We start from the raw sequence: 13,433 nt of genomic DNA on the forward strand, positions 1-13,433 counted from the left end.
ATCTTGGTGCCTTATTCGGGCGCCCGCCGCTAAAGGGGTCATGTGGCGGCAATGCTGTCATCAAGGTCTGCCCGCTTTGCAAACCTGGAGACACACCATGACCCGCACCATTGCAGACATCATGGCCACCGAACTCGTGACCTTTCACCCCAACCAAGATATCCACCAGGCAATCCACACCCTGCTGGAGAAGCGAATTTCAGGGGCGCCGGTCGTTGATGATTCCGGCAAGTTGGTGGGGGTTCTATCACGCAAGGATTGTCTAAGGATCGCCTTCAGTACCTGCTATCACGACGGATGGGGCGGGCTGGTGCAGGATTATATGGTGAACGATGTCAAAACTTTGGATGCCAGTTTAGATATAACCTCCGCCGTGCAATTATTTTTGGATGCCCCCTTCCGCCGGTTCCCAGTCATGCGCCATGGTCAATTGGTCGGGCTGGTCTGTCGGCACGACATCCTCAATGCTTTGAGTAAGAACCTATAGAGTCAGCGTTGAAACAATATCGGGCGAATGAAAATACAAGCAAAAAAAAGTATTTTTGCCGTTTCCGGTCCAAATAACGTTGCTTTTAAGCTGTTAATGAAAAAAGAAAATGGCGGAGGGAGAGTCTGCCGCATCATTGTGTAATGTATTGGTTTAATTGCATTAATCCGCTGGCTACTTCTCAGCCCCACACACAGCCCCACATTAGTAGCGATCTTCTCCAAGCGCTGTGCACCAGTAGCTGCTTGGCTTCATATGCCTCGCCCTAGCTAGCTGTGAGTTCGACTCCCACTATTGGCGCTGCCGGTCCAGTTCCGCCTTTCTTTTCCAAACTTGACAGTGATGTAAGGAAAGGGAGACGGGGGGTACATGGACTGAGAAAACTACCCCTCCCCCTATTATGGTCTGCCTCTTTCATCACAGGGTGATTTTTAGGCCGTGTATAGTTTGGTGGTTGATGCTTGACGGGTTAGTTCTTCAAAGGGCGATAGCACGACGGATGTGGATGCGTAGTGGCAAAACCGGACATTCACTTCTGCTTACCCCCCTAATTGCAGACATTATTGAGTGATGCTGATAGAGTCCGGGTATAGCCAAGAAGAGACATTGGTTTGTCTTTCGACCATGGGGTTGGGTATTCCTATCGCGGTTAATTTAGATGCTGTTTGAAATGAGATATAATATTGAAAATTGAACTTGCCGGGTTTGATCTCGATTTGATTGATCTTATCGAGTCCTGCGGTCATATTTTCGCAGGGTATTATGATCTCCGTGAATTTGGGGCAGGTTACCTAGGCGGAGACAAACAAGCTAACAATTCCGACAACCCTGTAATCCTCGGCTCGATGGTTCCGAAAATCAGGCGAAAACTCTTCCCGATTTACGAGTCAAGATTAACCAACCTTGTATCCCCCCACGCCTACATTTCCAAGGCAGCAAAACTTGGCAACGGCATCACAATTCAACATCATTCTACAGTAATGAACGCCATCCTCGGAGACGGCGTCCAAATAAATATTGGTGCGACCGTACATCACGAGTGCATTATCGGTGATTTTGCGACGCTTGCACCTCAGGCACTTATACTTGGAAGGGTCAAAGTCGAATGTGGGGCATACATCGGAGCCGGGGCGATCATACGAGATGAGTGCACAATAGGAGAGAATGCGTTCGTCGGTATGGGGGCAGTTGTAGTGAAAGATGTTCTGCCCAACACGACAGTCATGGGTGTTCCAGCTTCTTAACTATGTCCCTTGTGGGTCAAAACCGGCTGTCATGGCCACCCTGTTTTCACTTCCGCTTAGCCCCCAAATAACGGACATTGAGGCTTTTCCTCACCTATATGCCAACATCGCCATTGCGCGTCCAGCCTGCCCCTGTGTCCGGCCCGTCAGTCCCTTGAAGGGGGCAACCAAAAACGCCGACCATTCCCTGCATTTGAAAATATTCTAACCCTTTTGAAACCGAGTGCCGTCAGCACGATGCCCAGATCGCCAGCCGATGGCATCGCGTTGTAGGTGCCTGTTAATTGAGCGCGGAGTGCCATGAGCGAGATCGGCTTGTCGCGCATGATCGGAGGCTGGGACAGCAGGTATTCTTGAACTTGCTGCTTGAGGGGGGTGGTTGAAACTATGCGCGGATCGGCAGGGGGACTTTTCGCTTGGGCTTTTTCTTCGCGCAGGCGGTTAGCATCAGCAGTGGCAAGTTTCAGATTTTCTATGTATCCCATTATAAAGCTCCTCTGGTGGCTGGGACTTTCGTCAGTTTTGGCAGTTCTTCACAACATTTGAATTTTTAAAAACCTGTAAGGTTTGTTCTCTTACTTAACAAAAGAGAGAAATCGAACGTCTGTAGATCACTGCCAAAACCGACAAAAGTCCACCCAAGCCGTTATCCCTGTACCTTTGGGTTTATGGTGTAAACTGTCGTTGGGCGGCCAGCGCTCTTCTTGTCTTCTCCAACTATCCAGTTGGCATCGACTAACCACTCCATCGCAGCCCGTACATCATCGTCTTTGGTAAGGTTCTGCCACCCCTTCCGCTTAAAATGCCGGACAGTGAAACCAGACTTAAGTGCACCCTTTGTGATTTTATCTGCCAGTGCTTTGGCAGACAGTGCGGCAGAATTATCGGCGGCTCCATATGCTCGCTTGGCGTGACGAGCAAGATACTGTGCCCATGCAACAGCCTTCTTGGTGGCGTCAAGATTAACTGGGCCATATCCACCATCAACAAGGTGGATGACCAACGCCAGCGCAGCGATCATTGATGGGTACTTGGAAAAATGCGCTTCCAAAGTTGAGTTTAAAGCGCCAGAACGCACTGGTATCTCAAACCATTTACGCGCCTCGTTGTAGTGCGCTTGCGCTTGTGTATCGAACTTCAAGTAGGCCACATCCCCAAATATTTCAGTCTTTGCGTTAACGTCAGCAGGCGTAAGGTCGCGCAACCGGGTGAAGGCGGCCAAAACATCGTCAAATGCTTTTTGGTCGTGGCGGCGGTCAACGTCAACCCAATCAGGAGACACATCAGGCCACACCAGAAGCTGAAACCGTTGCATTAGCCCATCATCACCATTCCCACCACGGGTGGCTTGACGGACATAATTTTGCAGCTTACCCGGCTGCATACCGCCGAGAACACACACAGACAAGCGTGGAATGACAAAACTGCCCCGACCAATGCGATCAACCCGGTAAGGCTGGTTTCCGTTCCAAGCAGTGAGATAAAATGCCCGAGCACCTTCCTGGCTCGTTGCATCCAGTCCCTCTAGCAAGCCGACCAATTCATCCCTAACGACTGCCACACCTCTAGGCGAGCCACGGAGAATTTCACTAAGTTTTTGTACTGTCGTGTCGTTCGTCATTAACCGTTCTGGCTGAGGCTCTTCCGGCGGCAAGGATAGAGAAGGAACAGTCCCGGTTTTAGCGGCTTGGGTTTGAGCCTTCTTTAACAAAGCATCGTGCAGCAACTTGTCGGACTGATGTTTTTGCAGCCGTTGGGTATGCGCATCTGCCAACTTCGTTTCGATCTCTAGCAGAGGGAAAAGCGCCTTATTCATGCATGGACTTTTTTTCGTTCCGGGACGACCAACGATCGCGCCCCACAGCACAGGGGGGACCTTCCAACTCAAGTCTTTCGCCTTTGGGGCGATGGCCCATTGATTGCCCAGCGTAGCGGCTGCACCGACCATAAGTGGGACCGCTATAAATTCCGGTGGGGATTGCATAAGTTCAGAAGCATCTACCACATACGGCTTGAGCACATTGGGTAGAATGTCGACGTCGAACTTGGGGACTACCGATAATGCGGCCTTGATTTCTTTCGGTTCGGGCCAGTCGTCGGGGGAAAGGTTACCTACAGGGGAGCTTGCTTGTTTTTCATAACGGCTGACGATGTCTAGCACCTCATCATCATCGAGAGGCGGGCTACAGCGGGAGCGATTAAAATCGAGAGCCATGTCGGGAATTAGGTCCTCAGGCACTCCACGGCCACGGAGATGGCCAACATGGGCCAAAATGCCACTGTTTCTGTCACCTTCGTCAACACGATCAGGAAGATCGTAACCTCCAATGCCCCCGCCCATGGCAGCGAGCAATTCTGCACTTCTTGCTGACATCTCCCTTGGTGGAGCTGTGCGCAGAAGCCCATCCCCATCGACAGTACTACCACCGAATTGAATAGCCGTTTTACGCCGCTGCGAAATATTCAGAAGAGTATCTACTTCTACCGCTTTACCTTGAAAGCTAAAGGTCTTGGTGCCTACTACCGGCGTATAGATAGGCTGCTCACCCCGATATACCGAGGAGTCGAATTTGACCCAGCCAGGACCGACGCTTAACTCAATTTCCGCTTCAAGCGTTTCAGATACTTTTTCGCACTCGTCCCGTGACATTGGGCGGCTGACAAGCAGGATTACACGAGCGCGGGGTTTTTCTTCGGTGTGGGTCGCCGTCGTATAGCAAAAACCCCTATAACGCTGCATAAACACCCTGACTGCGTCAAAGGTTTCAGGCGAAGAAAAGCCATCAAAATCGAAAGCTAAAAACTGACGCGACAATGCGTAATTCTTCAAACGCCAGGTTGCTTCGCCCGGATATTTCTCAGGGTTTTGATAATGAATACCGCATTGAAGGGGTGAACAGATGAATGACAGGCCCTTCTCCGGCGACAGGTCAGAGATGACCGCCTTTTCAAATTCATCGAAGCTATTGGATGAGCGTTGCTCCGGACAATTGTCGAACCTGCTGACACCGCGGGAAAAACGCATGGGTGCGAGTGTTGGATTACTCATTGTCGCCTCCCATGAAAGGTGTTGAGCGCTGCATCTGAATTGACATTTTGCACATTGCAAGGGAGCACTCTGCATGTGCGGTCATCGCTCCTAAGGGGATGCCAGACATCTTTGAGGCTTCTTTTATCGCCTGCTTTAGAGGCTTTTTACTTCCTTTGCTTTGGGCAGCGATGGCCGCTGCTCCTGAAATGAGTAGTCCCGCCATCATCCCATCTGGGGATTGGAACTTGTCCATATGCGGTGCCATTTTGCTTTCGGCACGTTTCATTAAACGGGTAATCTTTTTTGAACCCGATTGGGGGGTGCTTGAATTGAATACAGACATTACGCGTCCCCTTTCAGGTACAGCCGCACGTCGCCCACATACCAGCGAGTAGCGTTAGGACCTACCTTGTGGGGTTTTGCTAAGCGACCATGATTTACGTCGCGCCAGATGCTGGCCCGACTGCGCCGCGCAAGAAAACTTATCTCTGAGACTTCGGTTAGAGCGCCGTCAGGCAGATCATCGAACCCACAGATGCGGTCTGTGGCTGTTTGTTTTGTGGGGGAATTGGTGATTTCGATCATGAGAACCTCCTAAGTTTCTGGTTACGCTTTGGTCTTGCTTCGGACCTATTTCTCCTTAAAAGAAGAAACGCGTAACCTCATTAGGAGGCGACTAAGTACTTATGTATCACCCCGACCCACCCCGTCAAGAGGCGGCAAGTTCTACAACATGTTGTAGAACTAAGTATTTGTTTTTAAACAAAAGAAAAATTATTTTCTTTTTGCCGACATAGCAACAACGTTAGTTTGCTCAACTTCTAGCCCGCCGACAAACAACGCCCACGCTTCCATCATTCCCCGACGCTGCTCCAGCAGATCGGTTCTATGGTAAGCCGCTTCGGTTTGGTTCCTAACGGTGTGGGCCAAGGCTCTCTCGGCAAGATCACGGCTGTATCCATTTTCTGATGCCCAGTCCCTAAAACTGGACCTAAACCCATGCGCTGTGGCCGTCCGCCCCGGATCACTGCTTTCAACATTCTTGTCCCGAAGAAACTTGGTCAGGATCATGTCACTCGGCACGCCCCCAGTTGGAGAGGGAAACACCAGCGTTGTGTGAGCGGCGGCATCCTTCTGGGCTTTTAGTATTTCAGTAGCCCTACCTGATAATGGCACACGATGCTCTTTATTCGCCTTCATACGCTCCGCTGGCACCGTCCACACACAATCGGTCAGATCGACCTCCGCCCACGTCATAGCTCGGGTCTCGCCTGATCTGGCAGCGGTCAAGATCAAGAACTCCAGCATTTTTTTGCTTACATTCGACGTGCCTATCCGCAGATGATCCTCAATAAACTTCGGGACATCTCCCCAAGCCATCGCTGGTTGATGTTTAACGCGTTCTTGAGCACTCGGCTGTTTGGGCAGCAGCTTACCTACAACGCCTACAGGGTTACCTGCAATTAAGTCCTGAGCGGCACACCAGTCCATGACAGTACTGCACCGTTGCCTAACCCTTGAGGCTGTCTCTGGCTTGTCTAGCCATATAGGCCGCAGTGCATCAGCGAAGTCCCTCGCCTTGAGGCTATCAATTTTGCGGCCACCTATATGGGGAAATACATATGTCTCCAAAGTAGTGATCCACTGCGCAGCGTGTTTTGGGTTTCTCCAGCCAGATTTATTGTCATCGTGGCATTGCCTCGCTGCCTTCTCAAATGTAAGCGCATTTACTTCACGTTTTCGATCAAGCCCTGCTGCCCTCCTCGCATCAATAGGATCAATGCCATTGCGGATCGACTCACGCGCCGAAGCTGCTACCTTACGAGCCTCTAAAATGCTGACTTCAGGGTAAACGCCGAAGCCCATATCACGACGCTTGTTTGTTTCCGGAGAGACAAACCGCATCATCCACTTGCCTTGCCCCTTCTCTTTACCCGGATGGAACCGCAGTCCTGAGACAGTGCCATCTGCTATTGGCTTGTCGTCGGGCTTGATGTTGTCTGCCTGAAGTTTAGATAGATTGGCCATATCAGCCCCACACTCCGCCCCACATTTATTATGAGCTTCAATGATACGCCATGAGACGGCACAATACAAACTTGTTGTTTTACAACATGTTGCAGAACGTATGATTTGATAATTGGCTGATTATAAGGGGGTGGTGGCGGAGGGAGAGGGATTCGAACCCTCGATACGGTTTCCCGCATACACGCTTTCCAAGCGTGCGCCTTCAGCCACTCGGCCACCCCTCCACAGGGTTTTCCTGGACGCGCAAAATAAAAGTCCAAGGCGGCGCAAATTAACCGAGGCACGAGGCCGACGCAACGGCTATTATGCCGCCATGCGCATGTTCTTTTATATCGGCCTGATTTTGCTGGGCCTGGGCTTCTTTGCAGCGGCCACCGAAAATGCCTCGCACGCTTTGCCTGGCATCCCGCGCTCGTTCGTCGTACCCGCCCATGACCTGTGGTACGCGCTTTCGCCTGAAACCTTTCTTGTTGCCGAAATCAGGATCCAGCGACTGTTCGGGGACTGGATATGGGACCTGGTGATCCTGACGATCTTGAAACTTCCGGCCTGGCTTCTTGTTGGTGGTCCGGGTGCCGCCCTGATGTTTTTCAGCCCCAACCGTAGCCCCCATAGCCGCGAGGAAATAGCCCAGGTTAACGAGTCCTACGCCCTGTATGATGAACTGACCAAGCGGGCGATGGAGGAAAATCCACCCGGCGAAGAACACGGCCCCCGCGATATTTTGCCCGAAAACCCCATCGATGATGATGAGATCATCAATGACAACAAGCCCTAATCGTCACCCATGCGAAGGGCGGCGATAAAGGCCGATTGCGGAATTTCCACCTTGCCGAACTGGCGCATCTTCTTTTTGCCCTTCTTCTGCTTCTCCAGCAGTTTTTTCTTGCGCGTAATATCGCCGCCGTAACACTTGGCGGTAACGTCCTTGCGCATACCGCTGATGGTTTCGCGGGCCACAAACTTGCCGCCGATAGCGGCCTGAATGGGAATTTTGAATAACTGGCGCGGGATCAAATCCTTGAGGCGTTCACAAACGCCGCGGCCACGGGTTTCGGACTGGCTGCGGTGACAGACAAAACCCAGTGCATCAACCGGCTCTGCGTTGACCAGAATGGACACCTTGACCAGATCGCCTTCCTGAAATCCGTCCAGTTCATAATCGAAGCTGGCGTAGCCCCGGCTGATGGATTTCAGACGGTCGTAGAAATCGAACACCACCTCGTTTAAAGGCAGCCGGTAAATTACCATGGGGCGATTTCCGGCGTAGGTTAGTTCGATCTGGACGCCGCGACGCTCCGTACACAGTTGCAGGACGGATCCTAAGTATTCATCGGGGACCATAATCGTCGCCCTGATCCAGGGTTCGGAAATTTCGGCGATCTGGGTCGGGTCGGGCATATCGGCCGGGTTGTGCAGTTCCATCTCGGTGCCGTCATTAAGTTTGATTTTATAGGCAACCGACGGGGCCGTGGTGATCAGATCCAGATCGAATTCCCGCTCCAGACGTTCCTGGACAATCTCAAGATGCAACAATCCCAAAAAGCCACACCGGTAACCCAAGCCAAGGGCCATGGAATTTTCCGGCTCGTATTCAAAGCTGGCGTCATTAAGCCGCAACTTGGCGAGACTTTCGCGCAAGTCTTCAAAGTCGTTGGCGTCAGATGGAAACAGCGAACAAAAGACCACCGGCACTGACGGCTTGAACCCGGCAAGCGGCTCTGTGGCCTGGTGTTTATCTTCGGTGATGGTATCGCCGACATCGGTGTCGGCAACCGTCTTGATCGATGCCGTGATGTAACCAACCTCGCCGGGGCCCAGGCTGTCGACCCGCTTGGCCTTCGGCATAAAAACCCCGACCTGTTCAACCTGATGGACGCTACCTGAGGCCATCATCCTGATCTTCATGCCCTTCTTTAGATGCCCGTCATGCACCCGAACAAGAATCATTACCCCCAGATACGAGTCATACCAACTGTCAACCAGCAACGCCTTCAAGGGCGCGGCAGCGTCCCCTGTGGGGGCCGGCAACCGTTCGACCAGGGCTTCGAGAACCTGATCAATGCCCTGACCCGTCTTGGCCGAAATCTCCACCGCGTCCGAAGCATCCAGGCCGATCACATCTTCGATCTGGGCCTTGATGCGTGCGGGTTCAGAGGCCGGCAGGTCAATTTTGTTAAGCACCGTGATAATGTCGTGATCGTTGTCGAGGGCCAGATAGACATTGGCCAGGGTCTGTGCTTCCACCCCTTGTGTCGCGTCAACGATAAGAAGCGAGCCTTCACAGGCGGCCAGCGAACGGCTGACCTCGTAGGCAAAATCAACATGGCCCGGGGTGTCCATCAGGTTCAACTGATAGGTCTCGCCATTGTCCGCTTTATAGTTCAGTCGCACGGTCTGCGCCTTGATGGTAATACCGCGCTCGCGCTCGATATCCATATTATCGAGCACCTGCTCCTTCATCTCGCGATCAGCGAGCCCGCCGCACATCTGGATCATCCGGTCGGCAAGCGTCGACTTACCGTGATCAATGTGGGCAATGATGGAAAAATTGCGGATATGCGACAGGTCGGTTGTACTCATGGGCGGCTTTTATCATTGCCCGCAAGGCTTGGCTATCCCTGTTTACACGGGCAGCGGAAATGCCGTAACGCCGAGCACCATTTTGTGGCCGGCGAGTATCCCGGCGTAGAGCGCGCACGTCAGGACCAGCCGCCACCAGCCGATATCCCCCACCCGCAACTTCGTCCGCCTTGAAAGCATGGCGGCGAGGGGCCAAAACGACGTTTCTTCGCAAAGTTCCAGCCATTTCTGCCCGCCTTCCGCCTGTTTTCGTTGATCAAGATGCCAGCCACCGGCAATGGCCAGAACCAGCAAAGCGCCAAAGAAAATCCACGACGCCGTGTCGGCATTGGCGAGCATGTGCGAGAAGGCGAAAATGCCGACACCCCACATCACCGGGGCGCGGGTGATTTTCAAAATACCGGCAATCCCATCGCCGGGCTTCAAGTCTTCCAGCACAATCGCTGAAGGGTTGGCGATGCTGTAGCCGCCGACAATCAGCAGGGAGGCGAACATCATCAAGCTAAGCGGTAAGTGCTTTAGCGCCATGTGTGGGTCGAACAAAAGGACATGGGGGGCATCGGTATATGCCATCACCATCCACGCCAGCGCTGCTATGGAAATCAGTGAATAAACAAGCCGGTGCGGCCACAGGCCAAGCCTTGCCACCAGTGCGGCACGAATCCCACCATGAGACAGCCCTATGTGGGAGACGACAAAAACCAGCGCCGCCAAGGTTAATTCGATCATGGTTTTTAATCCTCTTTACGGCAGGGGGGCGACGCCAACCAGCCATTCATGGGCAAAAAATATGGCAGCATACAAAACACCGCCACCAATAAATGGCGAAACCGTCAAACCTTTCAAGGTGGCCTTTCCCTGCGTCAGTTCTTGCCATTGTTGCTCCCCCAGCTTGGCGCGGCGTTTCCTGTCCAGGCTCCTTGGCCCCGCAAGGCCGGCCAGCAGAAGCAACGAGAACATCAAAAGCGACGCCAGATCACCGTTGGGCGCCAGATGGGCCAGTGCCCACAAGCCAATGGCCCAGATTACCGGATGGCGCATCATCCCGACGATGCCGGGCCGGTCGGGATCGAACCTGTCAGCCGGCAGCAACGACAGCGACAAGGGGTTGGGGCTTAAAAGACCGACAACCAGCAGATAGCACGACGGCCCCATCAGGATCAACGTCAGCCAGCGGGTCCATTCCTGAAATGCCCAGACCTCTATATATGGGGCGTTCGCATAAGCAAAACCGAGCCACACCAGAACCGCCAGCGAGATCATGGAATACAGGCTCACATACATGGGAAAACCCATGGCCCTGATCAGATAGGCACGCAAGGGGCCCAATGCCGGAATGGCGTGGGAGACGATAAACGCGGCGATGGCGGAAAGCAGGTCGGTCATATAAGGTTTATACCATGGCGCAAAAAAAGAACCCATTGAAGCTCAACAAACTGCAATTGCGAACGCTGCTGCTGTTTCAGGAACTGGCGCGCCATCCGGGTACCTCGACCCGTGACGAAAGCAGCGGCGAGATCATGCTGTCGACCCTGCCCCATGCCCACGGTGACCATGTCCATATTGGCAGCTTTGTTGTTTCGGCTAGCGACGCCAGCGGCTTTTCCAATCAGGCGGTATGGCGGGCGCTGGAACGTAAAGGCCTGGCCCGCTCCAATTTCCCGACAGCCATAACCCTGACCCCGGAAGGCGTTGCATACGAGACGGGCCTTACCGAAAAACTGGCCCAGCAGTCTGATCATTAAAGCATCAAACGGTAAAACCGCTTGTCGACGGCCATCACAGGAAAGCTTTCGGGCAGCTCATCGATGGTGATTTCCTGAAAGCCGTTTTTTTCATAAAACCGGTGCGCGCCGGCCATCACCGGCGTCGTCCCCAGAATGATCCGGGATAGCCCTTCGGCCCGTGCGTGATCCAAAAGGGTTTTCAGCAAGGTTGAGGCAATGCCACGCTCGCCGCCACGGTAGTCAGCCCCTACAAACATCTTGCGAAGCGCCCCCACACCCCCGTCAATATCGATCAGGGCGATGGTGCCGATAGTCCTGTCCCCGTCTTGGGCGACCCAAAAGCCACCAGCGCCCTGCTGATAGAACCCCGGGATATCGTTTAAGTCCGGCTGATCGGCGAAGCCGATGTTGACGCCGAATTCCTGTTGCTGGATGGGCAGAATTAAATCGATGACGCCGGCACCCATTTCAGCGCTGAACGCCTTGATCGAAATGTCCACTAGACGTCCGGAACCTCCAGCCCGTGTTGCAGGCAGGTTGCGGCAAGGGTGTTGCGCAACAGGCAGGCGATGGTCATGGGGCCGACGCCACCCGGAACCGGGGTTATGGCGCCTGCGACCTTGATCACTTCGTCGAAGTCGACATCGCCGACAAGCCGTGTTTTGCCTTCACCGCGCTCCGGTGCGTCAATACGGTTGATACCCACATCGATAACCGCAGCACCGGGCTTGACCCAATCGCCCTTGACCATCTGGGGACGGCCAACCGCAGCGATCAGTATATCAGAGGCGGCACATTCAGCGGCCAGATTTTCGGTCCGTGAATGGGCGATGGTGACGGTGCAATGCTCGCCCAGGAGCAATTGCGCCATCGGTTTACCGACAATGTTCGAGCGCCCCAGCACCAGTGCCTTTTTGCCCTTAAGATCGCCGAGACGGTCTTTGAGCATCATCAGACAACCCCACGGCGTACAGGGAACCATGGCCCGCTTATCGCCGGTTGCCAGGCGTCCAACATTGACCACATGGAAACCGTCCACATCCTTGTCCGGATCAACAGCCGAAAGCACCGCCGCCTCGTCAATATGATCCGGCAGGGGCAATTGCACCAGAATGCCGTGAACTTTCTCATCAGCGTTGAGTTGACCTATCAAATCAAGCAGCGCTTGTTCGCTAAGGCTGTCATCGAACTTGTGCTCATAGGAATTCATCCCGGCCTCAAGCGTCTGCTTGCCCTTGTTGCGCACATACACCTGCGAGGCCGGGTCTTCCCCGACCAACACGACGGCCAGACCAGGGGTCAGGCCATGATCTTCCTTAAGGCGGGTCACGGCTGTGCCGACGCGTTCGCGCAAAGCTTCGGCAAAGGCCTTACCGTCAATAATTGCCGCTTCGTTCATGGCGTTTCATTCCCTAATTTTTGTGAAGCCCAGTCTTGCAATTTTTTCAACACGTGGTCTGTATCTCCGGCGACAAACAATGTTTTGTTTTGGCCTGTTGCGCCGTGGATAATATCGAAACCCGATTTCACCAGCTTCCATTCTTTGGCCAGCATTTTTATCAGCGCCGCATTGGCTTTTCCGTCTTCAGGAACCGTCGTGACGGTGGCTTTCAGGACAACCCCACCATCAGCATCGGCAGTCAGGCCGGTAATGCGATTTGCCGAAGCTTTCGGGTTTAAACGTAAGCGAACCCGGACACCGCCGGGGACCCTTGAAAACGGCGAGCAGGATGACATCAGGCGCCAAATTTTACCATGACATTGATCAAGACATCCTGGAGCAGCATCAGGCCCAGGATGAGGGCGATTGGCGATAAGTCAAAGCCGCCCAAAACCGGCAAAATTCTGCGAATCCGGCCGAGCACCGGTTCGGTAATCCGGTAGATAAATTCGCCAACCATATAGACGAAACGGTTTGATGTATTGACGACCTTGAAAGTGGTCAACCAGTTGAGGATAACGCCAATGACGACGATCCATACATAAAGGTCGATAACGGTCAAAAGGAGCTTCAAAAGAGGGCCTGCGATGACGTCCATGGCGATGATCAAATCCTTGAATTAAATGTGCCCGCATAACCTATCCCCACACTGTTTTTCTGGCAAGAGGCGGACGCGCCGCGGCGTCACTCTTGACAGCAATAGAGCGAGCCCGCATATACTTTCGCAAGGAAACTTTGGGGCCGTAGCTCAGTTGGGAGAGCGCCACGTTCGCAACGTGGAGGTCGGGAGTTCGATTCTCCTCGGCTCCACCAAGTTTCTCAAACCCCTTCTTTCTGTCAGACGGGTGCCGAAAGCTGGGTGAAGCGATTTAACGCCTTGCCCAAATTATCC

General features: G+C 53.3%; 16 protein-coding genes and 2 tRNA genes. 5 read left to right on the forward strand and 13 right to left on the reverse strand.

The annotated features are described in order from the left end of the window. Window positions 1–97: 97 nt before the first annotated feature. Window positions 98–487 (forward strand): CBS domain-containing protein, encoded by a 390-nt coding sequence (locus HOL66_04025; protein ID MBT5243392.1) that lies wholly within the window; start codon window positions 98–100, stop codon window positions 485–487. A gap of 683 nt (window positions 488–1,170) precedes the next feature. Next, window positions 1,171–1,731 carry a hypothetical protein gene (locus tag HOL66_04030; GenBank protein MBT5243393.1) on the forward strand — a complete coding sequence of 187 codons (561 nt, stop codon included), beginning with the start codon at window positions 1,171–1,173 and terminating at the stop codon, window positions 1,729–1,731. A 146-nt stretch (window positions 1,732–1,877) separates the two neighbouring features. Here the strand turns inward: HOL66_04030 and HOL66_04035 are convergent, their stop codons facing one another. The 6 genes from HOL66_04035 to HOL66_04060 all read right to left on the reverse strand — a co-directional run bounded on the left by HOL66_04035 (window position 1,878) and on the right by HOL66_04060 (window position 7,014). Next, complete coding sequence (locus tag HOL66_04035; GenBank protein ID MBT5243394.1) at window positions 1,878–2,216, reverse strand: hypothetical protein; 339 nt, start codon at window positions 2,214–2,216, stop codon at window positions 1,878–1,880. Between the two features lie 161 nt (window positions 2,217–2,377). Further along, window positions 2,378–4,780, reverse strand: a complete 2,403-nt coding sequence (locus HOL66_04040; protein ID MBT5243395.1) for a DUF3987 domain-containing protein — start codon at window positions 4,778–4,780, stop codon at window positions 2,378–2,380. Beyond that, window positions 4,773–5,105, reverse strand: coding sequence for a hypothetical protein (locus HOL66_04045; GenBank protein ID MBT5243396.1), 333 nt, complete (start codon window positions 5,103–5,105; stop codon window positions 4,773–4,775). The genes HOL66_04040 and HOL66_04045 overlap by 8 nt, the downstream gene beginning before the upstream one ends. Next, window positions 5,105–5,347 (reverse strand): transcriptional regulator, encoded by a 243-nt coding sequence (locus HOL66_04050; protein MBT5243397.1) that lies wholly within the window; start codon window positions 5,345–5,347, stop codon window positions 5,105–5,107. Before HOL66_04050 ends, HOL66_04045 begins: the two co-directional genes overlap by 1 nt. 189 nt (window positions 5,348–5,536) lie before the next feature. Further along, window positions 5,537–6,790: a tyrosine-type recombinase/integrase gene (locus HOL66_04055; GenBank protein ID MBT5243398.1), complete on the reverse strand. Its 1,254-nt coding sequence runs from the start codon at window positions 6,788–6,790 to the stop codon at window positions 5,537–5,539. A gap of 134 nt (window positions 6,791–6,924) precedes the next feature. Further along, window positions 6,925–7,014, reverse strand: a tRNA-Ser gene (locus tag HOL66_04060). 89 nt (window positions 7,015–7,103) lie between these two features. On the opposite strand from HOL66_04060, the gene HOL66_04065 reads away from it, so the two are divergent. Then, the gene (locus HOL66_04065) at window positions 7,104–7,568 is read left to right on the forward strand and encodes a hypothetical protein (GenBank protein MBT5243399.1); all 465 of its coding nucleotides are present in this window, start codon (window positions 7,104–7,106) and stop codon (window positions 7,566–7,568) included. Here the strand turns inward: HOL66_04065 and lepA are convergent. Genes lepA through HOL66_04080 form a run of 3 tightly spaced genes read right to left on the reverse strand, consistent with a single transcriptional unit; the run spans window position 7,565 to window position 10,759 of the window. Further along, a complete protein-coding gene (lepA, locus tag HOL66_04070) occupies window positions 7,565–9,373 on the reverse strand; it encodes an elongation factor 4 (GenBank protein ID MBT5243400.1) in 1,809 nt (602 codons plus the stop codon). The two genes, HOL66_04065 and lepA, sit on opposite strands and share 4 nt — an antisense overlap. Before the next feature lie 42 nt (window positions 9,374–9,415). Then, window positions 9,416–10,102, reverse strand: coding sequence for an NnrU protein (locus HOL66_04075; GenBank protein ID MBT5243401.1), 687 nt, complete (start codon window positions 10,100–10,102; stop codon window positions 9,416–9,418). Between the two features lie 15 nt (window positions 10,103–10,117). Beyond that, window positions 10,118–10,759: a hypothetical protein gene (locus HOL66_04080; GenBank protein MBT5243402.1), complete on the reverse strand. Its 642-nt coding sequence runs from the start codon at window positions 10,757–10,759 to the stop codon at window positions 10,118–10,120. Between the two features lie 14 nt (window positions 10,760–10,773). Between HOL66_04080 and HOL66_04085 the strand changes: the two genes are divergently transcribed. After that, window positions 10,774–11,118, forward strand: coding sequence for a hypothetical protein (locus HOL66_04085; GenBank protein ID MBT5243403.1), 345 nt, complete (start codon window positions 10,774–10,776; stop codon window positions 11,116–11,118). Here the strand turns inward: HOL66_04085 and HOL66_04090 are convergent. From HOL66_04090 to HOL66_04105, 4 genes are read right to left on the reverse strand one after another with little or no spacing between them, the layout of a single operon-like run. Next, a complete protein-coding gene (locus tag HOL66_04090) occupies window positions 11,115–11,567 on the reverse strand; it encodes a GNAT family N-acetyltransferase (protein MBT5243404.1) in 453 nt (150 codons plus the stop codon). The genes HOL66_04085 and HOL66_04090 overlap by 4 nt on opposite strands. A gap of 32 nt (window positions 11,568–11,599) precedes the next feature. Then, complete coding sequence (folD, locus tag HOL66_04095; GenBank protein MBT5243405.1) at window positions 11,600–12,499, reverse strand: bifunctional methylenetetrahydrofolate dehydrogenase/methenyltetrahydrofolate cyclohydrolase FolD; 900 nt, start codon at window positions 12,497–12,499, stop codon at window positions 11,600–11,602. Then, window positions 12,496–12,837 (reverse strand): DUF167 domain-containing protein, encoded by a 342-nt coding sequence (locus HOL66_04100; GenBank protein MBT5243406.1) that lies wholly within the window; start codon window positions 12,835–12,837, stop codon window positions 12,496–12,498. The genes folD and HOL66_04100 overlap by 4 nt, the downstream gene beginning before the upstream one ends. Next, complete coding sequence (locus HOL66_04105) at window positions 12,837–13,139, reverse strand: YggT family protein (GenBank protein MBT5243407.1); 303 nt, start codon at window positions 13,137–13,139, stop codon at window positions 12,837–12,839. Before HOL66_04105 ends, HOL66_04100 begins: the two co-directional genes overlap by 1 nt. Window positions 13,140–13,278: 139 nt before the next feature. On the opposite strand from HOL66_04105, the gene HOL66_04110 reads away from it, so the two are divergent. Beyond that, window positions 13,279–13,354, forward strand: a tRNA-Ala gene (locus HOL66_04110). The last annotated feature ends 79 nt before the right edge of the window (window positions 13,355–13,433 follow it).

Source organism: Rhodospirillaceae bacterium (genome assembly GCA_018662005.1).
Taxonomy (GTDB): Bacteria; Pseudomonadota; Alphaproteobacteria; order Rhodospirillales; family JABHCV01; genus JACNJU01.

Bases quoted from the DNA above. Each gene is read 5' to 3' on its own strand.
- HOL66_04025 (MBT5243392.1), top strand. From the start codon at position 98: ATGACCCGCACCATTGCAGACATCATGGCCACCGAACTCGTGACCTTT.
- HOL66_04035 (MBT5243394.1), bottom strand. From the start codon at position 2,216: ATGGGATACATAGAAAATCTGAAACTTGCCACTGCTGATGCTAACCGC.
- HOL66_04040 (MBT5243395.1), bottom strand. From the start codon at position 4,780: ATGAGTAATCCAACACTCGCACCCATGCGTTTTTCCCGCGGTGTCAGC.
- HOL66_04045 (MBT5243396.1), bottom strand. From the start codon at position 5,105: ATGTCTGTATTCAATTCAAGCACCCCCCAATCGGGTTCAAAAAAGATT.
- HOL66_04050 (MBT5243397.1), bottom strand. From the start codon at position 5,347: ATGATCGAAATCACCAATTCCCCCACAAAACAAACAGCCACAGACCGC.
- HOL66_04055 (MBT5243398.1), bottom strand. From the start codon at position 6,790: ATGGCCAATCTATCTAAACTTCAGGCAGACAACATCAAGCCCGACGAC.
- HOL66_04065 (MBT5243399.1), top strand. From the start codon at position 7,104: ATGCGCATGTTCTTTTATATCGGCCTGATTTTGCTGGGCCTGGGCTTC.
- lepA (MBT5243400.1), bottom strand. From the start codon at position 9,373: ATGAGTACAACCGACCTGTCGCATATCCGCAATTTTTCCATCATTGCC.
- HOL66_04075 (MBT5243401.1), bottom strand. From the start codon at position 10,102: ATGATCGAATTAACCTTGGCGGCGCTGGTTTTTGTCGTCTCCCACATA.
- HOL66_04080 (MBT5243402.1), bottom strand. From the start codon at position 10,759: ATGACCGACCTGCTTTCCGCCATCGCCGCGTTTATCGTCTCCCACGCC.
- HOL66_04085 (MBT5243403.1), top strand. From the start codon at position 10,774: ATGGCGCAAAAAAAGAACCCATTGAAGCTCAACAAACTGCAATTGCGA.
- HOL66_04090 (MBT5243404.1), bottom strand. From the start codon at position 11,567: ATGGGTGCCGGCGTCATCGATTTAATTCTGCCCATCCAGCAACAGGAA.
- folD (MBT5243405.1), bottom strand. From the start codon at position 12,499: ATGAACGAAGCGGCAATTATTGACGGTAAGGCCTTTGCCGAAGCTTTG.
- HOL66_04100 (MBT5243406.1), bottom strand. From the start codon at position 12,837: ATGTCATCCTGCTCGCCGTTTTCAAGGGTCCCCGGCGGTGTCCGGGTT.
- HOL66_04105 (MBT5243407.1), bottom strand. From the start codon at position 13,139: ATGGACGTCATCGCAGGCCCTCTTTTGAAGCTCCTTTTGACCGTTATC.